18 protein-coding genes are annotated in these 23,514 nt (G+C 37.0%); 5 read left to right on the top strand and 13 right to left on the bottom strand.

Annotated elements, in window-relative coordinates; translation table 11 throughout:
- Positions 1–57: 57 nt before the first annotated feature.
- The 10 genes from tolA to ACSLUO_RS10860 all read right to left on the bottom strand — a co-directional run bounded on the left by tolA (position 58) and on the right by ACSLUO_RS10860 (position 13,362).
- Positions 58–975, bottom strand: coding sequence for a cell envelope integrity protein TolA (gene tolA / locus ACSLUO_RS10815; RefSeq protein WP_448248544.1), 918 nt, complete (start codon positions 973–975; stop codon positions 58–60).
- Positions 975–1,397 (bottom strand): protein TolR, encoded by a 423-nt coding sequence (gene tolR / locus ACSLUO_RS10820; RefSeq protein ID WP_448248545.1) that lies wholly within the window; start codon positions 1,395–1,397, stop codon positions 975–977. The genes tolA and tolR overlap by 1 nt, the downstream gene beginning before the upstream one ends.
- Positions 1,398–1,424: 27 nt before the next feature.
- Entirely contained in the window at positions 1,425–2,105 is a 681-nt protein-coding gene (tolQ, locus tag ACSLUO_RS10825; protein ID WP_448248546.1) for a protein TolQ, read from the bottom strand.
- The gene (gene ybgC, locus ACSLUO_RS10830) at positions 2,095–2,511 is read right to left on the bottom strand and encodes a tol-pal system-associated acyl-CoA thioesterase (protein ID WP_448248547.1); all 417 of its coding nucleotides are present in this window, start codon (positions 2,509–2,511) and stop codon (positions 2,095–2,097) included. The genes tolQ and ybgC overlap by 11 nt, the downstream gene beginning before the upstream one ends.
- A gap of 661 nt (positions 2,512–3,172) precedes the next feature.
- Complete coding sequence (ruvB, locus tag ACSLUO_RS10835; protein WP_448248548.1) at positions 3,173–4,183, bottom strand: Holliday junction branch migration DNA helicase RuvB; 1,011 nt, start codon at positions 4,181–4,183, stop codon at positions 3,173–3,175.
- A 51-nt stretch (positions 4,184–4,234) separates the two neighbouring features.
- Entirely contained in the window at positions 4,235–4,855 is a 621-nt protein-coding gene (gene ruvA / locus ACSLUO_RS10840; RefSeq protein ID WP_448248549.1) for a Holliday junction branch migration protein RuvA, read from the bottom strand.
- A 196-nt stretch (positions 4,856–5,051) separates the two neighbouring features.
- Entirely contained in the window at positions 5,052–5,579 is a 528-nt protein-coding gene (gene ruvC / locus ACSLUO_RS10845; RefSeq protein WP_448248550.1) for a crossover junction endodeoxyribonuclease RuvC, read from the bottom strand.
- A 347-nt stretch (positions 5,580–5,926) separates the two neighbouring features.
- On the bottom strand, positions 5,927–8,266 hold the full coding sequence (locus tag ACSLUO_RS10850) for an ABC transporter substrate-binding protein (protein ID WP_448248653.1): 2,340 nt from the start codon (positions 8,264–8,266) through the stop codon (positions 5,927–5,929).
- A 154-nt stretch (positions 8,267–8,420) separates the two neighbouring features.
- Positions 8,421–10,223 (bottom strand): aspartate--tRNA ligase, encoded by a 1,803-nt coding sequence (aspS, locus tag ACSLUO_RS10855; RefSeq protein WP_448248551.1) that lies wholly within the window; start codon positions 10,221–10,223, stop codon positions 8,421–8,423.
- 274 nt (positions 10,224–10,497) lie between these two features.
- Positions 10,498–13,362 (bottom strand): diguanylate cyclase domain-containing protein, encoded by a 2,865-nt coding sequence (locus ACSLUO_RS10860; RefSeq protein WP_448248552.1) that lies wholly within the window; start codon positions 13,360–13,362, stop codon positions 10,498–10,500.
- 141 nt (positions 13,363–13,503) lie between these two features.
- Between ACSLUO_RS10860 and cmoA the strand changes: the two genes are divergently transcribed.
- On the top strand, positions 13,504–14,238 hold the full coding sequence (cmoA, locus tag ACSLUO_RS10865) for a carboxy-S-adenosyl-L-methionine synthase CmoA (RefSeq protein WP_448248553.1): 735 nt from the start codon (positions 13,504–13,506) through the stop codon (positions 14,236–14,238).
- Entirely contained in the window at positions 14,238–15,200 is a 963-nt protein-coding gene (gene cmoB / locus ACSLUO_RS10870) for a tRNA 5-methoxyuridine(34)/uridine 5-oxyacetic acid(34) synthase CmoB (protein WP_448248554.1), read from the top strand. The genes cmoA and cmoB overlap by 1 nt, the downstream gene beginning before the upstream one ends.
- Before the next feature lie 123 nt (positions 15,201–15,323).
- On the opposite strand, the gene ACSLUO_RS10875 is transcribed toward cmoB, so the two are convergent.
- Entirely contained in the window at positions 15,324–16,115 is a 792-nt protein-coding gene (locus ACSLUO_RS10875) for a substrate-binding periplasmic protein (protein ID WP_448248555.1), read from the bottom strand.
- A 141-nt stretch (positions 16,116–16,256) separates the two neighbouring features.
- On the opposite strand from ACSLUO_RS10875, the gene ACSLUO_RS10880 reads away from it, so the two are divergent.
- Entirely contained in the window at positions 16,257–17,582 is a 1,326-nt protein-coding gene (locus tag ACSLUO_RS10880; RefSeq protein WP_448248556.1) for an anti-phage deoxyguanosine triphosphatase, read from the top strand.
- A gap of 13 nt (positions 17,583–17,595) precedes the next feature.
- On the opposite strand, the gene ACSLUO_RS10885 is transcribed toward ACSLUO_RS10880, so the two are convergent.
- Positions 17,596–18,366 (bottom strand): class I SAM-dependent methyltransferase, encoded by a 771-nt coding sequence (locus ACSLUO_RS10885; protein ID WP_448248557.1) that lies wholly within the window; start codon positions 18,364–18,366, stop codon positions 17,596–17,598.
- Positions 18,367–18,481: 115 nt separating this feature from the next.
- On the opposite strand from ACSLUO_RS10885, the gene gloB reads away from it, so the two are divergent.
- Entirely contained in the window at positions 18,482–19,318 is an 837-nt protein-coding gene (gloB, locus tag ACSLUO_RS10890) for a hydroxyacylglutathione hydrolase (RefSeq protein ID WP_448248558.1), read from the top strand.
- Positions 19,319–19,412: 94 nt separating this feature from the next.
- Positions 19,413–21,053, top strand: coding sequence for a LysM peptidoglycan-binding domain-containing protein (locus tag ACSLUO_RS10895; RefSeq protein ID WP_448248559.1), 1,641 nt, complete (start codon positions 19,413–19,415; stop codon positions 21,051–21,053).
- 652 nt (positions 21,054–21,705) lie between these two features.
- Here the strand turns inward: ACSLUO_RS10895 and ACSLUO_RS10900 are convergent.
- A complete protein-coding gene (locus ACSLUO_RS10900) occupies positions 21,706–23,364 on the bottom strand; it encodes a hypothetical protein (RefSeq protein ID WP_448248560.1) in 1,659 nt (552 codons plus the stop codon).
- Positions 23,365–23,514: the final 150 nt, after the last annotated feature.

Here is a 23,514-nt window from a genome sequence, read left to right on the forward strand (position 1 = left end):
TGTTATGCGAGTATGTAAGTTTACGCCGTGATTTATACCTTAAAAAATCAGCGGTTCCTAGTCAAAGTTTGGAATATATTCCAATTCAAACTTTTTAAATTGTTTATATACATCAGGATTATCTGACATAGGGATAGTACCTAACTTTAATACGCCGGTTTTCGCTGCGTTACAAACGACAGGATCACCTTTACCTGTAGTCACATTGGTAACAAAACCTGATGATGTAATACTGATGATCAATGAACAAGATTTACCGCTCATGGTCGCTTTATCTTTTAGGACACTGCGATTAATAGCTTGACTAATTAACGCATGGTAACGGTTAACTTCACCCATCACTTGCTGACTTCTTGCTTGCTCACGAGCTGCCATTTCTGCCGCCATTTGCTCAGCTAACATCGCCTCTTGCAATTCACGTTCTTTAGCTTCTCGCGCTTTGCGCTTTTTCTCTTCTTCGCGTTGCTTTCTAATTTCAGCCGCTTTTTGAGCAGCTTTTTCTTCAGCAATGCGTTTTGCTTTAGCGTCAGCTGCTGCTTGTTCAGCTTTTTTTTGCTCTGCAACTTTAGCTTGTCGCGCTTTTTCTGCTTGGTCAGCCTTAGCTTTTGCCGCTTTAGCTGCCGCGTCAGCTTTGCGTTTTTCCGCTTCTTTTTGTTTACGTTGTTTTTCTAACGATTTAATTCGTTCTTGCTCTTTAGCACGTTTTTCTCTCGCTTTAGCGGCACGATCTTCTAATTCTTTTAATCGCTTCTGTTCAGCGGCTTTTGCATCAGACTTTTGTTTTTTAATATCATTTACTCGTGCTTCAAGCACACTTTTATCGATCGCTACCGCTTGAATAGGGTTAATTTGTGCTACAGGCGTGGGGGTTGGTTTAGGCTCATGAGAAAAATTCCCAAATAATAAAAACAACGCTAATAAAAGGTGTAAAAACACACTTAACGACAAAGCAACTGTATATTTTTTATCCACCATTATTTCTCCGGTGAATCAGTCATTAAACCTACCGATGGCACTCCGGCAACATTTTGCAATAATACCATAAGTTGCACTACCGCATTATATGAGACACTACCATCACCATTAACAACAACCGGTGTGTCGGGATCAATCGACAACCTAGCCGCCACTTCAATAGCCACTTCTTCCGCTGACATCTGCTGGTTTTCACCATTAATTGAAAGGTAGTAATTCCCCGCGGCATCAACTGAAGCTACCATCGGCGTTTTACTATCTTTATCGAGTGCTTGTGCTTCTGCTTTGGGTAAGTCGACTTTAACCCCTTGGGTAATAAGTGGCGCTGTTACCATAAAAATGATCAACAACACCAACATCACGTCGATATAAGGAACGACATTAATTTCAGCAACTTTTCTACGTCTTACTCTTTGATACATATAAGGTAACTTAAACCTGTGGCTAGATTAATGATTATCAACAGTGATTTGGCGTTGCAAAATACTTGAAAATTCTTCCATAAAGTTACCATAACTATTTTCTAGTTTTTCTACTGTATGACTGAAACGGTTAAATGCCATTACCGCTGGAATTGCAGCAAATAAACCCATGGCGGTAGCAACTAACGCTTCCGCAATACCTGGTGCAACCATAGCAAGAGTAGCCTGTTGAACAGCACCTAAGGCAATAAATGAATTCATAATACCCCACACTGTACCAAATAAACCAATATATGGACTAATTGAGCCCACCGTTGCCATAAACGGTAAATGTGTTTCTAAGTTATCAACTTCTCGTGACAAAGCAACACGCATCGCACGGTGAGTGCTATCGATAATCATACTAGGGCTTTGGCTATGAGTTTTTCTTGAACGGGCAAATTCTTTAAAGCCAGCAGAAAATAAGTGCTCAATGCCATAAACATGAGGTTTAGCGTTAATTTCACTATATAGTTTACTAATATCCGCACCACTCCAAAATTTATCTTCAAAATCATGAAGCTGATCATTGGCCTCTTTTAATGCTTTTTTGCGCTGAAAAATCATTGTCCAGCATGTTACTGAAAAACCAAGTAAAATAAGCATAACGGATTTTACAAGTAAACTGGCCTGTAAAAACAAGTCTAAAATTGAAAGCTCAGCTGACACTAGGTAAGGCTCCTAAAATTTCTTGAGGTAAAGCACAAGGCTTTATTTGGTTATTTGATAAATTAACAAAAGCGATTAACACTTCTACTGTACATAATTTACGATTACTTTGGTTATACACATCTTGAGAAAAAATGATACTGGCTTTTTTCAGTTGCTTAATTTTAGATATTACTGTGAGTTGGTCATCAAGTTTACCGGCAAAAAGATTATCCATTTGCACTTTACGAACCACAAAGCCAATCTCTTTCGTTAATAAGTCTGATTGACTGATGCCTAATTCCCTTAACCACTCGGTGCGGGCGCGCTCAACATACTTTAAATAATTAGCATTATAAACAATACCACCAGCATCGGTATCTTCATAATAAATTCTCAAGCTAAAGCTGTGTTGATTTTCGTTCATCTCAGTTTATTAAATCTCGAGTTATTAATTGTTTTTTCAACGTTAGCTTACCCATATTGGGGTTATATGATGCGTATATTACACGTTGTGCATATTTTCTGGCTATAAAATTATTGCAATAGTAATAGATATTAATACTTAACAACAAGCGTTAAACCGCCAGAACTGTAACAAAATTTAAACTTTTAGTGTGATATACGAAAAGTATCATAAAAAACAGTAAAAATATAAACGACTTTTATTAAGTTATTGTGAGAATTCTTATTTTTAGCCAGTAGCCAAAATATTAAAAAGCTAAGGTAAGCAGTTTATTGGAAGCGTATGCAAAGTATTTAAACCTCAATGGAGCAAAAAATCATACCATTAGAAAAACTAATGCGAAAGTTAAGTTTTATTAGTTTGTCAGTTGTTACCCGACTAGCTAAAATGCAATTGTTGTCTGAGCTAGCGCAAATTGACTTAATTTGAACCTAAGTCATTAGCCAGATATTTTAGATTAGATAGTGATTATCTTTTCTCTCTTGTTCCCTAAAGTTTTAATTAACTTCCTTATATCAACTTTATTAGTTGGCCCGTGTTACTTAACACGGGCTTTTTTTTATTTAAAATTTAGTAAATAGCTAAACCATTCCGTATAAGCTCAGGTAAAGTGCCTTTTCACTTATGCTTGTGACGGTAAATCAAAACCTAAATGTAAATAAGCAGCATCAGTTGCAATTCGGCCACGTGGCGTGCGCTGCAAAAAACCTTGCTGAATTAAAAATGGTTCAAGCACATCTTCAATGGTTTCGCGCTCTTCACCAATAGCCGCAGCTAAATTATCAACACCAACAGGGCCGCCCATGAACTTTTCAATAATGGCTTGTAATAGTTTACGGTCCATAATATCAAAACCTTCGGTGTCAACTTCTAGCATATCAAGTGCCCGTTGAGCGGTTGTTTCATTAACAACGCCTGCGGTTTTAACATCGGCATAATCACGCACTCGCCGTAATAAACGATTGGCAATACGCGGCGTACCTCGAGAACGTTTCGCTATTTCAAAAGCGCCTTGCTCATCCATGGTTAAATTTAAAAAATGCGCTGATCGTTTTACAATTTCAGTTAAATCTTTAGTTTTATAAAATTCTAAGCGTTGCACAATACCAAAGCGATCTCTTAAAGGTGAGGTTAACGAACCTGCCCGTGTAGTTGCGCCAATCAAAGTAAAAGCCGGTAAATCTAATTTAATTGAACGCGCCGCCGGACCTTCACCTATCATAATATCTAATTGGTAATCTTCCATTGCAGGATACAAAATTTCTTCAACTACAGGACTCAAACGATGAATTTCATCAATGAACAGCACGTCATTTTCTTCTAAATTTGTTAATAGTGCGGCTAAATCACCGGCCTTTTCTAATACCGGCCCTGATGTTGTCCGAATATTAACGCCCATTTCATTTGCGACAATATTGGCTAACGTGGTTTTACCTAACCCCGGCGGACCAAAAATTAATAAGTGATCTAGCGGTTCAGCTCGTTTTATTGCAGCTTCAATAAAAATTTCCATTTGTGATTTTACGTGATCTTGGCCGGTATAATCAGCCAACATTTTAGGGCGAATAGCGCGATCTACCCCTTCATCTTCACGGGTTGCAATAGGTTGGATCAGTCGATCAGCTTCAATCATAAATAGCGTATCTTTTTAATATAGAGAAAAATGAACAAGTAAAATCAAAGTTTATAACATCGCTTTTAATGCGTCACGAATTAACGCTTCACTCGACATCCCCACTTGATATATACCTCGAACCGCTTTTTCGGCTTGTGCTGAACTATAACCAAGAGAAACCAAGGCATTAATAGCATCACCTTTATGATCACTGTGAACTAAGCTTGTTGCTTCACCACCTGATAAAGGCATTGCATCGGTTGCCGGTGTATGAATATCACTTTGCCAATCTTTTAACCTATCGCGCATTTCAATTAATAAACGTTCGGCGGTTTTTTTACCGACACCTGGAATTTTTACTATTGTGGTGAGGTCATCATGAGCAACACAACTTACAAATTGCTCAGCCGACATACCAGATAATATAGCTAAGCCTAATTTAGGGCCAACACCATTCACCTTGATTAACAAGCGAAACAACTTACGTTCAGTTTTATTGGCAAAACCATACAATAATTGAGCATCTTCTCTCACGACAAAATGAGTATATATTGTTGCTTCACTATCGATTTCAGGTAAAGAATAAATACTGGTCATCGGCATTGATATTTCATAGCCAACACCATGGCATTCAATTAAAATTTCTGGTGCAGTTTTTTCTAATAATTTTCCACGAAGACGGCCGATCACTTAATTCACCTTTCATTAATTTACATATATTCAAGCTATCTCAACTTGCCCGTTCAACAGCTTGAGATGATTTGGCTATAACCTGTTTATTTGCCAAAACAATAACACTATATAAATATACAGTAAAGTAACTTTTACCTTTAAGGACAACACTGTTCACAAGCAGTCAGCCGCTAACCCAGCTCAAGATAAAAATTTAGCGTAACCGGCCTCTAACAGTTTTAGAAGCCTGACCTGACATTTTCAACAAAGACTCATAACTATGACCATGGCATAAAGCAACGGCAAGTGCATCTGCCGCATCAGCCTGTGGCGCGGCAGGTAATTTTAAAATAGAGCACACCATATGTTGTACTTGTTCTTTAGATGCAGCGCCCGTACCAACAACTGACTGCTTAATTTGGCGGGCTGAATATTCAGCAATGGTTAAATCGGCATTCGTTGCCGCGACAATTGCAGCGCCTCGCGCTTGGCCAAGCTTAAGTGCAGAATCTGGGTTTTTTGCCATAAAGACTTGCTCAATAGCAAACATGTCCGGCTGAAATTGAAGAATAAGTTCTGACACGCCAGCAAAGATAGTTTGTAATCGAGGGCCGAGTTCTTTACCAGCAGAAATTGCTTTAATACAACCACTGCCCAAATAAGTAAAATTACGCCCTTCTTGTTTAATAATGCCATAACCCGTTAAGCGAGAGCCGGGATCAATACCGAGAATAATGGACAAAGTACAACCTGAACAAAAATCTTATCATGCAGGGAAGTTTATCAGTTTTTACTAGGGTCTGTTTATCTTTGTTTAATAATTTAGCTGAGAGATAAAATCGTTTTAATCAAGGCTGAAATTATGTCGTTTAGTCATCTAAACCAATAATTTTTAACGCCGAGTAAAGCGATTTTAGCCTCAGCCCACAGGGCAATGGCTATTTTTTACACTAGCTGCATTAGAATTTCACTCATTTGGAATAAGCAAACAACGTTCATTCTGCGTTGCTATCACTAAAAATAGCCTATTGCTGAAAATATAAACAAAGTTAACAGACCCTAAAAGTTATAGCCTTGATTCATTTACATTTATGGCTTGCTGATTAAATGATCGGAAAGTAGTTGATAGAAGTTTTTTTGATCTATCGGTTTTGCCAAGTGCGCATTAAAACCAGAACTTAAATATTGGCTTACTTCTTCTTTCATAACATTCGCAGTTAAAGCAATAATAGGAACTTTGCTGCCTAATTCTCGAATATTTTGACAAGCTCCAACGCCATCAAGCTCTGGCATCTGAATATCCATCAAAATAATATCCGGTTGCGCTTGTTGGTAAAGATTAATTGCTTCAATGCCATTTTGTGCAAGGTAAACCTTTGCTTTGGTTAACTCGAGCATTTTTTTAACGACCATTTGGTTAATACGGTTATCTTCGGCAACAAGTATAATTTTATCGTGTAGATCTGGAGCATTGATCACTTCAGCTGCTGAGTTAATTTCTTGGTCAACCACCAACTTATCAACTTTAACCATAGGTAAATTAACCATAAAGCTTGTGCCAACTTGCTCTTTACTTTTAACGCGAATTTCACCGCCCATCAAATTAGTTAAGTTTTGTGATATCGCCATGCCTAGTCCAGTACCGCCATATTTACGAGTAGTTGAACTATCTGCTTGGGTGAAATGATGAAACAACTTAGCTAGAGCAATTTCATTCATACCAATTCCGGTATCGGTAATAGTAAAACTTATGCCTTTTAAATAATGGTTAAGTTTAACATTCAATTCAACAGAGCCTTGTTCAGTAAACTTAATGGCATTAAACAATAAATTAACCAATATTTGTTTGATACGAACTTGATCACCTAACCAATACGATGGCAAGTTATCTTCAATGCTCAGTTTAAAAGTTAATGATTTTTCTTGTGCTAAGGTACTAAATTCATACTCTATTTCATTTAAAAGGATTGATAAATTAAACTCGCAACATTCAATTTGTAATTGCCCTGCTTCAATTTTAGAAAAATCTAATATTTCATTAACAATCGTCAATAACTTTTTCGTTGAAGAAATGGCATTACTCACCAATTCAACACCATTATTACTGAGCTGCTCATTACGCAATAACTGTAATGAACCGTATATGCCATTCATTGGTGTTCTAATTTCATGGCTCATATTAGCCACAAATAAACTCTTTGCTCGATTAGCGATTTCTGCTTTTTCTTTTTCTTGCTCTAACTGAGCATTTTGAGAACTTACCAGCGCATTCTTTTCATTTAAATCATCATTAAGCTTTTGCAAAGATAAGGTTTTTTCGGTAACACTTTTTCGCAATTGACGATTAAATACAACACTTAGCAACAATAATAAAAAGCTAACAGCTATTGCAGTAAACAAATACTGTCGATTAATGCCTTTATCTTGATTGAGATAATCGTCAAAAATTAAACCATCTAGTGAGCTTTCTTTTTCAACTAAACCTAAATTTCGGTATATATTCGCAATATGCAAAAATCGACTTTTCGAGACCGTACCTATTGGAGTGATCTCAGAATATATTAACGGCTTGGTTTTTAGCGCTTCAAAGGTCAAAACCGCTTTATCGGCATTAGGGTTATATTTGTTAATGATCAAATCCACTAATTCAGCTTGATGGCTTAATGCATACTTCCAACCTTTTATACTCGCTTCAATAAAAGCTTGTGCGCGTTCAGGATGCGCTTCAACATATTGTTGAGAAGTAAAAATCATATCACCGTAAAAATCGATACCATAATTACGCGGGTCAATAATAGTAATTTGGTGTCCTTTATTTTGATAATAAGCTGGCTGGTTGGTGATATAAACAGAAAATGCGTCAACAGAGCCATCTAACAAAACATCATCGTTAAAGGCAAAAGGCACATACGAATAATTATCATCGGTGAGACCAACTGAGGCAAATAATGCCGTGATTGCTGCGCCATCAATCCCTTTTTGAAAAGACACTTTTTTATTAATTAAATCTTCAGGGCTGCGAATATTAGCATCAGCTAGTGCCATTAACACAAGTGGGCTATGTTGATAAATAGTACTTAACACTACCACAGGTTTATTTTGCAAACGGTGTAAAACAATACTTGAATCAGTGATGCCAAAAGTTGCGCGATCAGCTAAAACATCTTCTACAGGGCTGGTTTTTATATTGCGTGCTTTTATCTCAACATCAAAGCCGACTTCTTGATAATAGCCTTGCTCTTTTGCAGCATAATAACCAGCAAATTGAAATTGATGTTTCCATTTTAATTGTAAAGTAACTTTTTCATTAGCTTGAGCTAACGGCGCAGAAACACTAAAAAGTACAAGGATAAAAATAAGAATGTGTTTAATAGTACAACTTCCTACCTGAACAATGAGTAACGTTTTAATAATATTGGATATTGTCAGAGTTGCAAGTTATATAGTTATTTAAAACAAGTCTGAATATACAAGCATGTTTTAATTTAGAAGCAATATTTACGATAAAAAACAAAAAAGCTTGAATGTAGTAACATTCAAGCTTTTTTAGGATAACAAATTAACTTAGAGGTTAGTTAACGATTTATTCGCTCGCCTCGGCTGACGAATCAGCATCCTCTGTGGTTTTATTTTCAACAATTGTGGCAACACCTAATTCCGCTAGCTGTGCTGGATTAGCTTCACCTGGCGCATTAGTTAACGGACAAGCCGCTGTCGTAGTTTTTGGGAATGCCATCACGTCACGAATCGATGAAGCTCCTGTCATTAACATCACTAAGCGATCTAAACCAAAAGCTAAACCTGCATGCGGTGGCGCACCGTATTGTAATGCTTCAAGTAAGAAGCCAAATTTCTCTTGTGCTTCCGCTTCATCAATACCTAATAAACCAAATACTGCCGACTGCATCGCTTGATCGTGGATACGAACAGAGCCACCACCTAATTCACAGCCATTTAACACCATGTCGTAGGCATCAGATAAAGCACCAACAGGGTTAGCAATTAATTCTTCCGGTGTCATATTACTTGGCGCGGTAAACGGGTGATGAATTGCATGTAATTGCCCATCAACTTGTTCAAACATTGGAAAATCCACCACCCATAATGGTTTCCATTCATCCGTGGTAAAACCAAGATCTTCGCCCAATTTTAAACGTAATGCACCAAGCGCTTCGGTAACTATGTTTGTAGTATCTGCGCCAAATAAAATAATATCACCTGTTTGAGCATCAACACGGGTTAATAAAGCTGTCACCGCATCGTCAGACAAAAATTTCAAAATAGGTGATTGTAACCCTTCGCGACCTGCCGCAAGATCATTAACTTTTAGCCATGGCATGCCTTTCGCGCCATAAATAGCAACAAACTTAGTATAGTCGTCTAAATTTTTACGAGACAGTTTACTAGCAGCCCCTGGTACTTTTATAACAGCAACGCGACCGTTTTCATCATTAGCAGGACCTGAGAATACTTTAAATTCAACATCTTTTAAAATATCAGCAACATCTACTAATTCTAATGGGTTACGTAAATCAGGTTTGTCAGAGCCAAATCGTTGCATCGCTTCTGAATAAGGCATTCTTGGAAACTCGCCTAAATCAACAGACAACATTTTTTGGAACAATTCACGGATCATCGTTTCTGTCACTGACATCACTTGCTCAGCACTCATAAACGAAGTTTCAATATCTATTTGTGTGAATTCAGGTTGGCGATCAGCACGTAAATCTTCATCACGGAAACATTTTACGATTTGATAATAACGCTCCATGCCTGACATCATTAATAATTGTTTAAATAACTGTGGTGATTGAGGTAAAGCAAAAAACTTCCCTTTATGAGTACGACTTGGTACCAAATAATCACGCGCACCTTCTGGCGTTGCCGCAGTAAGGATTGGAGTTTCAATATCTAAGAAACCTTGTGCTTCTAATGACGCACGTACCGCTGATGTAACACGGGCACGAAAACGTAAACGTTCAGTCATTTCAGGGCGGCGTAAGTCTAAATAACGATACTTTAAACGCTGCTCTTCTGAGTTATTTTGTTTTGAGTCTAACGGTAATGGTGCCGCTTTATTTAAAATAACCAGTTCTAAACCTAAAACTTCAATACCGCCGGTAGCCATATCTTTATTGACTTGCCCTTGTGGACGAGCACGGACTTTACCTTTTACTTGCACGCAAAACTCATTACGTAAAGTATTGGCTTTGGCTAATACTTCTGGAAAATCAGGATCATAAACCACTTGCACTATACCTTCACGATCACGTAAATCTAAAAAGATAACGGCTCCGAGATCACGACGGCGGTTGACCCAACCACAAAGAGTTACTTCTTGACCAATGTGAGCTTCATTCACCTCACCACAATAGAGACTGCGCATGTATTTTGCCTTGAAAATTTGGTTTGTTTGAGGATCTTTCTAAAAGAATATAAAAGAAACTAAGAGAAAAATGCCTAACGGTTAACGATAAAAATGAGCGACATTATATAGCAATATCAGGCAATGTCACCTTTGAGATAAAGAGAAAAGAAAGTGTCAACCTGTGTGGTATGTTTTTGCGGCAATTTAACAGGTTTTAATCTGGGGTTTTAGTTTGTGATTTTAGTACCAAAGAGCGCCAATGCAGCAGTTATACACAAAAGCTCAACACGCTTTAATTAAAAATATAATGATTTTTACCATGAGCTTTCACACGATACATCAAGGTATCAGCCACTTTTAACAATTCAGTATCGCTATCACCATCGTCAGGAAAAGCCGAAATACCAATACTGCAACTTACAGCAACAGTAGCAATAGATAGCTCAACTGGCTGACGGATCACTTTTAATGCTTTTTCAGCAATAAAAGCCGCTTCTTTTTTATCATTTAGGCCAGTTAGCAATAATACAAATTCATCTCCGCCAAAACGTGCAACAGTGTCAGATTCTCGAACACAAGCTTGCAAGCGATCCGTTAGCTGTACCAATAATTCGTCACCAACATCATGACCATAATTATCATTAATATGTTTAAAACCATCTAAATCAATAAACAAAACAGCCAAGGTTAACCCTTGTCGTTTATGAAAGTTAATCGCTGAATTAATTCGCTCAGTTAATAATGTTCGATTCGCTAAGCCTGTTAATTCATCATGGTTTGCCATGTGTTTCATTTTAATTTCTAACGCTTTACGACGCTTAATTTCATGATACAGACGGCGATTCCAAAAAATAATCACCGCAATAACAATGACAGTGAAAACGCCAATTTGAATGGCTAATTTGATCACCACATTTTTTTCAAAACCGGTATTAATTTCAACGTTAAACCATTTATCAATAATAGTTTGTTTTTCTAACTCACTAATTGAGGCAAGTGCTTGATTAACTAGCAATAACAACTCAGGCCAGTCTTTGCGTATCCCAATTTGTTCACCGTCAACCGCTAAATTATCAATAACCGAAAGTCCCATCGTAATTAAGCTTTCACGTTTTAATAACTCAGAGGCTGGAGCTAATGACGTTACTAACGCCGCTACTTGCCCTTTTTGTAATAAATGATATCCCGCTTCTATCGTATCAACTTCAACCAACTCTATTGCTGGGTATAATTTATTGATGATACTAATGACATGAACACCAGATAAAACTGCTACTTTACGATCAGAAAAATCAGACAGTACCGCCTTTTTCCCGCTGGTTACCGGATGAACAATACCCCACGGCATATGCCAGTACGATTCAGAAAAATTCAAAAAACTTTGTCTTTCTTCGGTGTTTGACACACTTGTGATCATATCAACTTCTTTGTTTTCAACAGCGGCAATTAAATCTTGCCAACGCGTGTACGGCACAAACGTAAATTGTGTTCCCATACGTTGTGCAATCAGTTCAAAAACATCTGGGTTAATGCCAACAAAATCACCATAATTATCAACAAACTCCATTGGCGACCAATTCGTTGTCATACCAACTTTAATCTGTGGATGTTCTAACAGCCAAGCTTGTTGCTCAACACTAAGTTTAATGCGCTTAGAGACTTGTTGAAAAAACGCATTTTGTTTTGCTGTTAACCACTGGTGTTCAATATCAATTAATTGATAATTAGGTATTTGCTCAAAGCCATTGACGATTAATTGTCTGATATTGTCATTATTTTGCTTAGTTAGCACATGAAAACTGACTGGCAAATAATTTGAAATAATTGAAAAGTAATATGGAGATAAGTTAGCTTGAGCTAATAACCAGCTAATATGCTGTGCTTCACCAACAATACCATCAAGCTCCTCCGCATTAGTTGGTATTAAAGCGTCCGCTAAATTTTCATAGGGTAAAAACTGAATATTTGGGTATTTATGCTCTAAATCTAATAAATAAGGGGCATGAGCTGCAATAGCAATGGTTTTTCCCGCTAAATCATCAACATGCTTTACGCGATCTAATTGTTGAGAAATAAAAAACTGCACTTTATCTTGGTAAAGCTTATGTATAGGTATGATTTTTTCATTTAAAGCCCTGTCTGCAAAAGCAATGTGGGCATCAGCATGATCATTAGTCAACTGTGACGTCGCTTGTACCTGAGATACTTTTGCAAAATCAACATCGACACCACTAAAACCTGACCAAATCCGCCATAAATCTATTAATAAACCTTCTGGCTCTCCTTTAACATTATGACCAATATAAGGAGGTTTTAATTGGCTGTATGTGACTAACAAACGCTGACGTTTTTCTGATTGCCCAAACCATTTTTGATATAGTTCAGTAAGTTCTTGTGCCGATATTAATGCTATCCCCTGACTTATATCAGAGCTTAACTTAATATCCCGTTCAACGGGCTTTTCACTCACAATTGCAAAGCTTATGGGTAAAACACTAATACGTTTGTGAATAGGATAAAAATTGGTTAATGAGGATTTTTGATGATAATTTTTGCGCAAGCTATCGTGATCAGCAAAAGCAATAATTTGTTTTGTTAATGCCGCTTGATATAAGGCTTCAGGACTATTAAATACTTTGACAGACAAAGCCGGATAATATTGTTTAAAATAAAACGCTTGTGCTGAATTTTTTAATACCCCAATGGCATAAGGTAAAAGATCCTCAAGCTCAATAATATGAGAGTATTCTCGGTGAACATTAATATAAAAAGACTGTTCAAATGACACAGAGGTAATATGAGATTGAACTGATACTTGCTGCTTATTTGCAGATAATTCAAAGCCCTCCTGCTTTGAATGCGGATTATTTAAAATGCCGGCATAAAAATCTATTTGCGACAACTTATTTGAGTCAACGTTATCTGTAGCTAAGGGAACAAACTGAACTTGATGTTTACTTTTATTCGCCCATAAACGCCAAAAATCAACGAACAGGCCATCGGGTTGACCTTGTTCATTAATATACTGCAACGGATATTGATGATGATTTACCGCAATATTATAAACAGGCGTACTTTGTTCTGCGGCAAATACTGATAGCTGAAAACAACAACTAACGATAAACGTAAACCAAGCTAACTTCGCGGTTTGAGTCATTACAACCTAATTCAAAAAAGTAAAAATAAAAGGCAATATCGTTTTATCTTAATTTATTTTTCATTAAATCAAAGAGAAAACTTCAATCGCTAAAAAAATACGTTAAAATAACGCTAATTTTTTTCGTATAAAAGTATGCACATGACGCCATCAGATACTGATCTTATCTACTCAAATCCTCACAGCCAAGTAAAAGACTTTAAATTTGACGCTCAAGTAGTGGAAGTATTCCCTGATATGATCTCGCGTTCTGTGCCTGGTTACAATACTATTATTGATACCATTGGCCGTTTAAGCAAACAATATGCGCAAGATAATAGCACTATTTATGATTTAGGTTGTTCTTTAGGTGCAGCCACCTTAGCAATGCGTAAAGCCATTACCGCCCAAAATTGCCATATTATTGGAATTGATAATTCCGCCGCTATGGTTGAACGCTGCAAAATGCACGTTCAAGCTTTTAAAGGCGCAACCCCTGTAGATATTATGCAAGCCGATATTATGGACGTTGACTTTAAACCAGCATCCATGATGGTACTTAACTTTACATTACAGTTTATTGAACGTGAACATCGTCAAAACTTATTAACAAAAATTGCCGATAACATGCTTGATAACGGCATTTTAGTTTTATCGGAAAAAATAACCCAAACTGATGGCGTTTGCCAAGAGGTAGTGACAGAATTGCATCACAACTTTAAACGCGCTAACGGTTATAGTGAATTAGAAATAGCACAAAAACGCACAGCCCTTGAAAACGTCATGAAACCCGATACCTTAGACCAACAAATCCACCGTTTAAAACAAGCCGGTTTCAAACATGTCACCCCTTGGTTTCAATGTTTTAACTTTACTTCACTTATCGCGATAAAATAATGAATTTTAATAAATTTTTTCAAACCATTGCAGGCAACCGTTTATCACCTTGGTTAAATGATTTACCATCACAATTAACCACATGGAATAATCAACACCTACACGGTGAATTCGCTCAATGGCAAAAAGCGATTGATTTATTACCACAAGTTGAGAGCACAAAACTTGATTTATTAAACCAAGTAGCGGTTGGCGAACAAGGTGATTTATCTGACGGGGAAATAAAAAAATTAACCCATTTGTTAATGAAATTAAAACCTTGGCGTAAAGGCCCTTTTCATCTTCATGGTTTACACATAGATACCGAATGGCGATCAGATTTCAAATGGGACCGATTATTACCTTTTATTAGCGATTTATCAGGCCGTTATGTCTTAGACATTGGTTGTGGTAGTGGCTATCACCTATGGCGTATGCGCGGTGCAGGTGCAAAGTTTGTTGTGGGTATTGACCCAACACAGCTATTTTTAATGCAATTTGAAGCGGTTAAACATTTCATTAAAGACGATAACGTAAATTTATTGCCTTTAGGTGTCGAGCAATTACCGGAGTTAAACGCTTTTGATACGGTGTTTTCAATGGGGGTTTTATATCACCGCCGTTCACCTATTGATTTTCTCTATCAACTAAAAGCGCAATTAGCGCCTGGCGGTGAACTGGTCTTAGAAACCTTAATTGTTGATGGTGATGTGAATACGGTGTTAGTGCCTGGTGAACGTTATGCCAAAATGCGTAATGTTTGGTTCTTACCGAGTGGTGAAGCTATGTGTTCATGGTTAGAACGTTGTGGTTTTAAAAACGTTCGTTGGGTTAATACCGATCAAACCGCCTTTGAAGAACAGCGTAAAACTGACTGGTTAGATAATGAATCATTAGCGGATTTTCTTGATCCAAATGACCATAGTAAAACTATTGAAGGTTACCCTGCCCCTAAACGCGCTATTTTTATTGCCAATAAATAAAAGAGTTATGGCGAGTGATCACTAAGGTCTGTTTGATCTTTGTTTATATTTTCAGCATTAGGCTTTTTTAAGTGATAGCCAAGCAGAATTAACGTTGTTTGGTTATTCCAAATGAGTGAACCTCTACTCGCCATAAAAAGCAATAATCTTTTGATATCCTTGATTTTCCTTCAAGCAGGTTAAGCCTTTTTCAAACCTAGCTAATAAATTTTCATCCTTAAAGCCAATCGCATATCCTCCTTTATCAAATAACGAATGTATCGTAATATCTTTTTGATAAATGCTCGCTTTATGATGTTTTAAGAAATACTTTAAAATTGATAAATCTAAAATGATCACTTCAATGTTTCGGCGATAAAACATTTCAATTTGTTTGTTTTGATCGGCAATTTCCCGATATTCAATCCCCGCATTTACCGCGTTTGCATAAGCGGGAGGCAGAAACTTTTTGGCATTTTGAAAAGCGACAACACTTAATAAAGTTAAGTCATCAAACTGCTCAATGTTTAAGTGATTATCAGTTAAGCTAACAGCAACATTTTGATAATAAATATAAGGCGTTGAAACAAAAATTCCTGGGTGATCAAAATCAGCCGGTAACGTTATCATTCCGTCAGCGCCAAGAGTTTTTAGGCTGGTAATATTTCTACCTGCGGGAATATTAATAAATTCAACATCGATGTTTTCGCAAGCTAAAGCTTCTCGAATAATATCTAACTGTAAGCCACTTTGGCCATCTTCCAGAATAAAAGGCGGCTTAGGTAAACCGGTTAGTAAGGTTATTCTGCGCTCAGCTTTGTTAATGTTAACAACAGGCTTTACATCATCTATCTCATTAACCTCAACTTCGCCATAAGAAAAAACAGGTACTAAATAAAATAAAAAGACGACTAAACTTAATATATTTATTAACATAAAAACTAAACTGCCCAGATAGCAATAGCTAAAAATTAACGCCATGATAGCAAAATAAACGTAAAGCTGTTACAACATACTGTAAAAATTAAATTTTTTAGAATTCATCTTTAATATCAATGGATAAGGAATATTAATAGTTTGAACATAAATCAATGGCATGAACGCCGCTTACCACAAATGGCAAAACGCGAACAAGATCATCGCAGTCCTTTCCAGCGAGATCGCGCTAGAGTTCTACACTCTGCCGCTTTTCGGCGCTTACAATCTAAAACACAGGTGATGGGTAGTGGTAAAAGTGATTTTTATCGAACCCGTTTAACCCATTCTTTGGAAGCCGCTCAAATAGGCTCAGGGATCACCGCACAATTGCGCTCTAAACACCCTAAAATAAGTCAGCAGTTATTACCCAATGAAGACTCATTAATTGAAACTATTTGTTTGGCCCATGATATTGGTCACCCGCCCTTTGGTCATGGCGGTGAAGTTGCCTTAAATTTTATGATGCGCGAACACGGTGGCTTTGAAGGTAACGGACAAACTTTACGTATTGTGGCGTATTTAGAGCCCTTTAGTGACAATTTCGGGATGAATTTAGCACGCCGAAGTTTATTAGGTTTAATAAAATACCCACAAGTTTTGTCCAGACTACATAATTGTGAAATAGCGATCCCGCCAGATAATTTACGCCAACTTAAAGCCAGCGAATGGCATCCACCAAAAGGGATTTATGATGATGACAACAACATTCTTGATTGGGTACTTGCCCCTTTAAGCGCTGCCGATAAAGCACTATTTCAAACGACGAAACCACAAACAAGTGGTCACCATAAAACCCGCTTTAAATCTTTTGATTGCTCCATTATGGAGCTAGCTGATGATATTGCTTATGGTATTCATGACATGGAAGATGCTATTTTTACCGGTGTTGTTAGTCAGCAAGAATTTGAAGAACAAGTGATAACAAGGTTACTTGCCATTGAACATCCTTGGTTACACAAGTTTTGTCAAAATTTAACGCAACACTTATTTAGTGAACATCATTACGAGCAAAAAGAAGCCATTGGCGGCCTAGTAAACTTTCTAATTACCGCCGTTGATATTGTTGATTTAAACCAAAGTGAAGGCATCTACTTTGAAGAAAACTTATTACGCTATAATGCAAAATTACCAACCGTTCACCGGCAAGTTTTAGCCATTTTTAAAGACTTTGTCTTTCAATACGTGATCCAAAAAACCGAGATACAACGTTTAGAATATCGTGGCCAGCAAGTAGTTATGGAGCTTTTTGAAGCTTTTGCTTCTGATCCACAAAGATTATTACCTAAAGATGTTGTTATACGTTGGCAACATGCACAGGAGCAGAATAATAACCCGTTACGCGTAATTGCTGATTATGTTTCGAGCATGACCGATGAATGTGCGACACGCCTCTACATGACTTTATTTTCACCAAACGGCTATTAACTAACATCTAAAACTATTTTTTTGTCAGTTTTTCACATCGTTGAGAAGAGTTCATCGGCGATACATTCACCGGTTTAAAGTTGGGTCGTAATTGCCACTTGGGTTTGATCGGTGTTAAAGGTAAACGCCGTTTTTTGGCAATAATGACATAAACCGAGCCTAAACTGGTAAAATAACGGCTAGCAAAGTTTTGCCAATAACTCGCGATAACGCCAGGCTCTTTATTACCTGACAAACGATGATGTAAAATTCGTTCATCTGCTAATATTTCGTAGCCCATTAAATGCAACCAATCTTTAATACGATTAGGAGAAAAAAATCGCTCGCTCCATGGATACGTCTGCCGACGATAGGGCAAAAGTTTATTTAACCCTGCCACACTAAACGGGTTGTACCCCGTTAACACCATATAACCATTTGGGATCAGTACCCTATTTGCTTCCCTCACCACATGGTGGGGATCAACACTAAATTCCAAAGTATGACTTAATAAACAAACATCGACACTATGCTCAAGAAAAGGTAAATCATCAATATCGGCAATAACACCACCAGCGTTATCACCGGTAACATTCATGGCAACATTCACTTGATTTTTTATCGGCGAAGATTGGCTGTCAATTTCAGTACTCAAATTACCTATTTTTAATAAATGATAACCAAAGAATTTTGGCCACCAATGTGCTAAAACCTGATTAACACCGGTTAAAATAAGCCCTCCTGAGGGTAATTTCTGCCAATTTTTAGGTACAATCGGTTGCCGAAAACCTAATGCCGGTTTCATTAATATTTAAGCCCCTAATAATGATACAATAACGCAATAATTTTGAGGTAATTGAGTAATTTCTCGTTCAGCTCAACACCACAAGTATTCATGTTATTATCAATGAGGAAGACAGATGTCGCAACCGAAAACGCATATTACCGCCATTAAGGCCTTTAGCGACAATTACATATGGGCGCTGATCAACTCATCAACCAACGAATTAACTTTGGTTGATCCCGGCGATGCCACTCCTTGTATCAAGTACATCGAAGCGCATAATTTACAACTCGTTAATATCTTAATTACTCATCACCATATTGATCATGTTGGCGGTATTGACAATTTACGAAGCTATTGTGACAACAAAGCATGGCCATTAACTATTTACGGCCCCGCTTTTCAGCCTCTTGCCAACAGCGAAAGTTTACCTATTCCCAAAAAACACAATAAACATACCGATATCATCGTAAATGAACACGAGTGCGTTTATTTAGCCGCCCATGATCTCAACTTATCAGTTATGTCATTAACCGGCCATACCCTTGAGCATATTGCCTATTATAATGAGCAAATGATTTTTTGTGGCGATACATTATTTTCGGGTGGCTGTGGCCGCATTTTTGAAGGTAGTGCACAGCAAATGTTTCAATCGCTCAATAAAATAGCCAAATTACCAGCAAGCACACAGGTCTACTGTAGCCATGAATACACCCAAAGTAATTTACAATTTGCCATCGCGGCTGAGCCTGACAATGCCGAGTTAATCGCCTATTACAATAAAGTGATTAAAATACGTGCCGCAGAACAAAGTACGCTGCCAACAAGTATTGCTACAGAGCTAGCAATAAATCCTTTTTTACGAAGCCACTTAGACAGTATAAAAAACTCCGTAAGCTCTCATACAAATCAAACACTTAATTCACCATTATCAGTTTTTACCGCATTACGACAATGGAAAGATACATTTTGAGACAATTATTAGCTGAGCTTTTAAGTAAGTTCGACTTGCTCAATGGGAGCAATCACGTAATAATCGCCATTCACTAAAAGCACGTGCAGTATTTATGACTTTAAAAACTTTCCTTATTACTTCTTCTTTCAGCTCTTTGTTACTGCTTAGCGCATGTCAAACAACACAACAAGCAGAAACCGACGAACAATCATTAGATAACGCCGAACTTATTGATATCGCCTCGGTTAGCGAAATAAATCAAGCGATACTTACCGACCCTAATGTCGATGTAATACACCCAATTGCTGATGTCGAATTTACCACTAATTCTGATAATATTGATGTGAATAATGATATTTGGCAGCGTATTCGTGCCAACTTATCGTTTGATATCCCACAAAATAAACGTTTAGTGACTCAACGCAACTGGTTTGCAAAACATCAAAGTTATTTAGACCGAGTTGCCAAACGTGCTGAGCCTTTTTTGTATTATATTGTTGAACAGTTAGAAGCGAACGATATTCCATTAGAAATAGCATTATTACCGGTAGTAGAAAGCGCCTTTGATCCTTTTGCTTATTCTCACAGTCGTGCTTCAGGTATGTGGCAGTTTATGCCTGAAACTGGCAAACGTTTTGGTATGAAACAAGACTGGTGGTATGACGGACGTCGTGACGTTATCGCATCAACTGCAGGAGCTATTGCTTACCTTAAATATTTACATCAGTATTTTGATGGCGATTGGTTATTAGCACTTGCCGCTTATAACTCAGGTGAAGGTCGTGTTAAACGAGCCATGCGTAATAACGCAAGAAAAAATAAGCCAACCGATTTTTGGTCGCTTGATCTACCAAAAGAAACCGAAGCTTATGTGCCTAAATTGTTAGCGTTAGTTGATATTATTAAGCGCCCTGACGATTTTAATATTAAATTATTTGAAATTGAAAATAAGTCAGTGATCTCCGTAATCGATATTGGTTCACAATTAGATCTTGCCAAAGCAGCAAAGTTATCACAAATATCACTGGCAGAATTACAGCGTTTAAATGCCGGTTTTAATCGTTGGGCGACAAATCCCGATGGCCCTCATTACTTAGTTATTCCTAATAATAAAAAAGACATTTTTACTGCCGCCATCAGCAAACTTCCAAAAGATGAACGCTTAGCATGGCAACGTTATAAAATAAAATCTGGCGACAGTTTAGGTAAAATAGCGCAAAAATTTCATACCAGTATTAGTCTCATTCAAAGTGTTAATAAAATTAAAGGCTCACAAATTCGCGCCGGTAAATATTTATTAATTCCAGTTGCAACCCAAGACCTTGACAGTTATATACTTTCAGAGCAGCAACGCATTGTTAAATCACAAAACCGCGAACGTGCCGGTACTAAGTTTGAATATCAAGTAAAAAGTGGTGACACCTTATGGGATATTTCACGAGCGCATAAAGTTACCAGTGCCCAAATAGCAAAGTGGAATGGTATGGCGCCAAAAGATATGATCAAGCCAGGCCAAAAATTAGTGATCTGGCAAAAAGCGCCAAGCCAATTTAATCGTTCTAATACCGCCGAACAAGCCGTGATGCGAAATATCACCTATAAGGTACGCAAAGGCGATTCTTTTGCACGTATCGCGGGTAAATTTAATGTTTCAATCAGCGACATTGAACGCTGGAATAACTTAAGCCGTAAAAACTATTTACAACCTGGCCAAAAATTAAAATTATCGGTGGATATCACCAATAATATTTAATACCTGAGGCAGTAGTTTCAATCAATGATAACTAAGATGAAATTACTGCCAACTTCAACCGCCTCTACTCTGTACTTCACTTACTGTTTGATATAACTCCCATATTCCTATCTTCTATCTTCTATCTTCTAGCTTTTGGCTTTTGGCTTTTGGGCTAAACAAATCAGCTTTAATAGTCTTTTGTTAAAGCTTTTTAAATTTTTCTAAAAAACAGGCAAAAAAAAGGCATCCATAGGATGCCTGACAAAAATAAGAGTCTATAAGTATGAAGAAATCGGGGAGATTTCGAAAACCTGGTTAGAATACTTGCTCTAGCCGCTAATCACAAACGAGTAAAATTAATCTTTGATATTAGTTTTTCTAATCCGAAAGTATTTAATAGATTTTAATGAACAACAATAAGCTTACTAAACCGATGAGATTTTATATAGGTTTGGAGTGATACCATATTAAACAGAGTATTATATTTTTTTAAGTTTATTACTTTTGCTACGGCAGTTATTTAACTTGAGCTACTAAATTTAATCACTATATTTGTTGTGACTGACTGACTAGGGTAATAAAAAAGCTCTACTAACATAGTAGAGCTTTAGATGTGCTAGCAGCTAGCTTCTAGCAAAAGTAGAAAATTAACGCCTAATAACTGCCTGCGTTATTTTTTCTTCGCTAAGGCTAGTTTACGCATATTCGCTTCTAAAAAGTAAAAATCAGCATAAACAATTGACGTATTAATTTCACTCGCATTAGGTAAGTTACCTGTTGCTTCTGCTAAGACAAAACCTAATTGATAATCTTTTGCTTTATTTTTACTGGTTAAATAATTTTCAGTTAACTCAAGCATAATTTTATCTGCTAAGGTAACTGCTTTGTCACGTAACTGGCCAGCTTCTGTAAACTCTGCTAATCGATATAAGGCTGAGGCATATAAAGCGGCTGCTGAAGTATCACGAGGAATATGAGTAGCTTTGGTTTTATATGGCGCACTACCACAAGGGAATACGTAATCACCTTGTATAAAAGGTTCATTGTAAGCAGAGGTCATTGTGGCAAGTTCCGCTAAAGTTTCTTCTGCTAAAATATCTTTTGCTATTTTAATTGGTGCATAACCAACATAAGGTAATATTTGATCTGATATTTCAATATCACATAAATCTAAAATGCGTGAATAACGTACTGTAGCTGGGTCTTGATCAGCGGCAATTTCAGCGGCATTAGGTAAAGTGGCAAAATAATCCCAATAAGGTATGACTTCTCCATCTAATAATTTAACAATCGAGTTAATTGATTTATCAATATGTTGTTCAAAATCAGGTAAACTCATGTCAGAGCTATTCAACTTAAGCGCTTCAACAACGGTTACAAAACCATATAAAGACCAACCTTGACCACGAGCCCACGCTGAAATGTTACCAACACCTTGCCAGTTACCCGGTAGTTTAGTGTCGTAATCATATAAATGATAAGCTATCGGGAATTCTTTATTAACATCATCTGCTGTATAAAAGTAATGATTTAAATACGTTTGTTTCGCATGGCTAAGTGCTATCTCATGATGAGCTGGCTTTTGACTACTTAACATATATTCTAAGTTCATCATATTGTCGACGATCACTGGAAAAGTGAACGGCTCAGCTAATGCTTTTTCTTCTCGAATAACTTTACCATTTTCTAAATAATGTACCGGTAAGCTAGGCACCCAGTCCCAAGATTCGATTAAACCGTGATCGGTTGAAAATCGCGTAGCTAAAGTATCACGGCCTGTTGCTAAAGCTTGTTGATATAAGGCTCTATCGGAAGCAGATAAACCATCATAATTTAATGCTTCACCAAATGAATCATATAAAATAAAGCCTAAATCATGCGTAGAACCTCGCAATGTTTCAGGCATTAAGGCCATTTGGTAATGTTTAGCTTTATTAAAAATTTTTTCTTGCTCGGCAGGCGTAAAACCATCAATTTGTTGATTAGCGCTCAATAATTTCCACAACAAGCCAGGATAAAAACCGTTAGTCCACTTTTTCGCTTTTTCCATGAATATTTCACCGTGCTCTTCTGCACGAGGAAAACACACCATGTCACTTTCAGTACATCCATTAGCAAAGTGCAAATGCTCATTATTGTCGACATGATCAATCATTTTTAAATATTGATCTTTAATAAATACTAAATTTTGTTTCGCTGTCGCTTCATTAAATTGAGGTATTGAATTCGATACTTTCTTCGGTGCAGCTTGCACCTCGCTTACATCATTATTTTGTTGTTCACATCCTAACAAACCGATGCAAAGCAAAAGACCAACTGCTTTTTTCATGTTAACTGCCTCTAAATTGTATTTGTAACAAGATAAATTTTGGATGCTCTTATACACCCTATTCATTAATAATTATTATATTGGTTAATTGTTATTCAACAACACCAGACAAATATATAACAATAAAATAAAGTTAAATTTAGTTAGGGT

The organism is Thalassotalea agariperforans (assembly GCF_053470345.1).

Coding starts and splice junctions, on each gene's coding strand:
- cmoA (WP_448248553.1), top strand. CDS start 13,504: ATGACGCCATCAGATACTGATCTTATCTACTCAAATCCTCACAGCCAA.
- tolR (WP_448248545.1), bottom strand. CDS start 1,397: ATGTATCAAAGAGTAAGACGTAGAAAAGTTGCTGAAATTAATGTCGTT.
- ACSLUO_RS10885 (WP_448248557.1), bottom strand. CDS start 18,366: ATGAAACCGGCATTAGGTTTTCGGCAACCGATTGTACCTAAAAATTGG.
- ybgC (WP_448248547.1), bottom strand. CDS start 2,511: ATGAACGAAAATCAACACAGCTTTAGCTTGAGAATTTATTATGAAGAT.
- ACSLUO_RS10860 (WP_448248552.1), bottom strand. CDS start 13,362: ATGACTCAAACCGCGAAGTTAGCTTGGTTTACGTTTATCGTTAGTTGT.
- ACSLUO_RS10875 (WP_448248555.1), bottom strand. CDS start 16,115: ATGTTAATAAATATATTAAGTTTAGTCGTCTTTTTATTTTATTTAGTA.
- cmoB (WP_448248554.1), top strand. CDS start 14,238: ATGAATTTTAATAAATTTTTTCAAACCATTGCAGGCAACCGTTTATCA.
- ACSLUO_RS10895 (WP_448248559.1), top strand. CDS start 19,413: ATGACTTTAAAAACTTTCCTTATTACTTCTTCTTTCAGCTCTTTGTTA.
- aspS (WP_448248551.1), bottom strand. CDS start 10,223: ATGCGCAGTCTCTATTGTGGTGAGGTGAATGAAGCTCACATTGGTCAA.
- gloB (WP_448248558.1), top strand. CDS start 18,482: ATGTCGCAACCGAAAACGCATATTACCGCCATTAAGGCCTTTAGCGAC.
- ACSLUO_RS10900 (WP_448248560.1), bottom strand. CDS start 23,364: ATGAAAAAAGCAGTTGGTCTTTTGCTTTGCATCGGTTTGTTAGGATGT.
- ruvB (WP_448248548.1), bottom strand. CDS start 4,183: ATGATTGAAGCTGATCGACTGATCCAACCTATTGCAACCCGTGAAGAT.
- tolA (WP_448248544.1), bottom strand. CDS start 975: ATGGTGGATAAAAAATATACAGTTGCTTTGTCGTTAAGTGTGTTTTTA.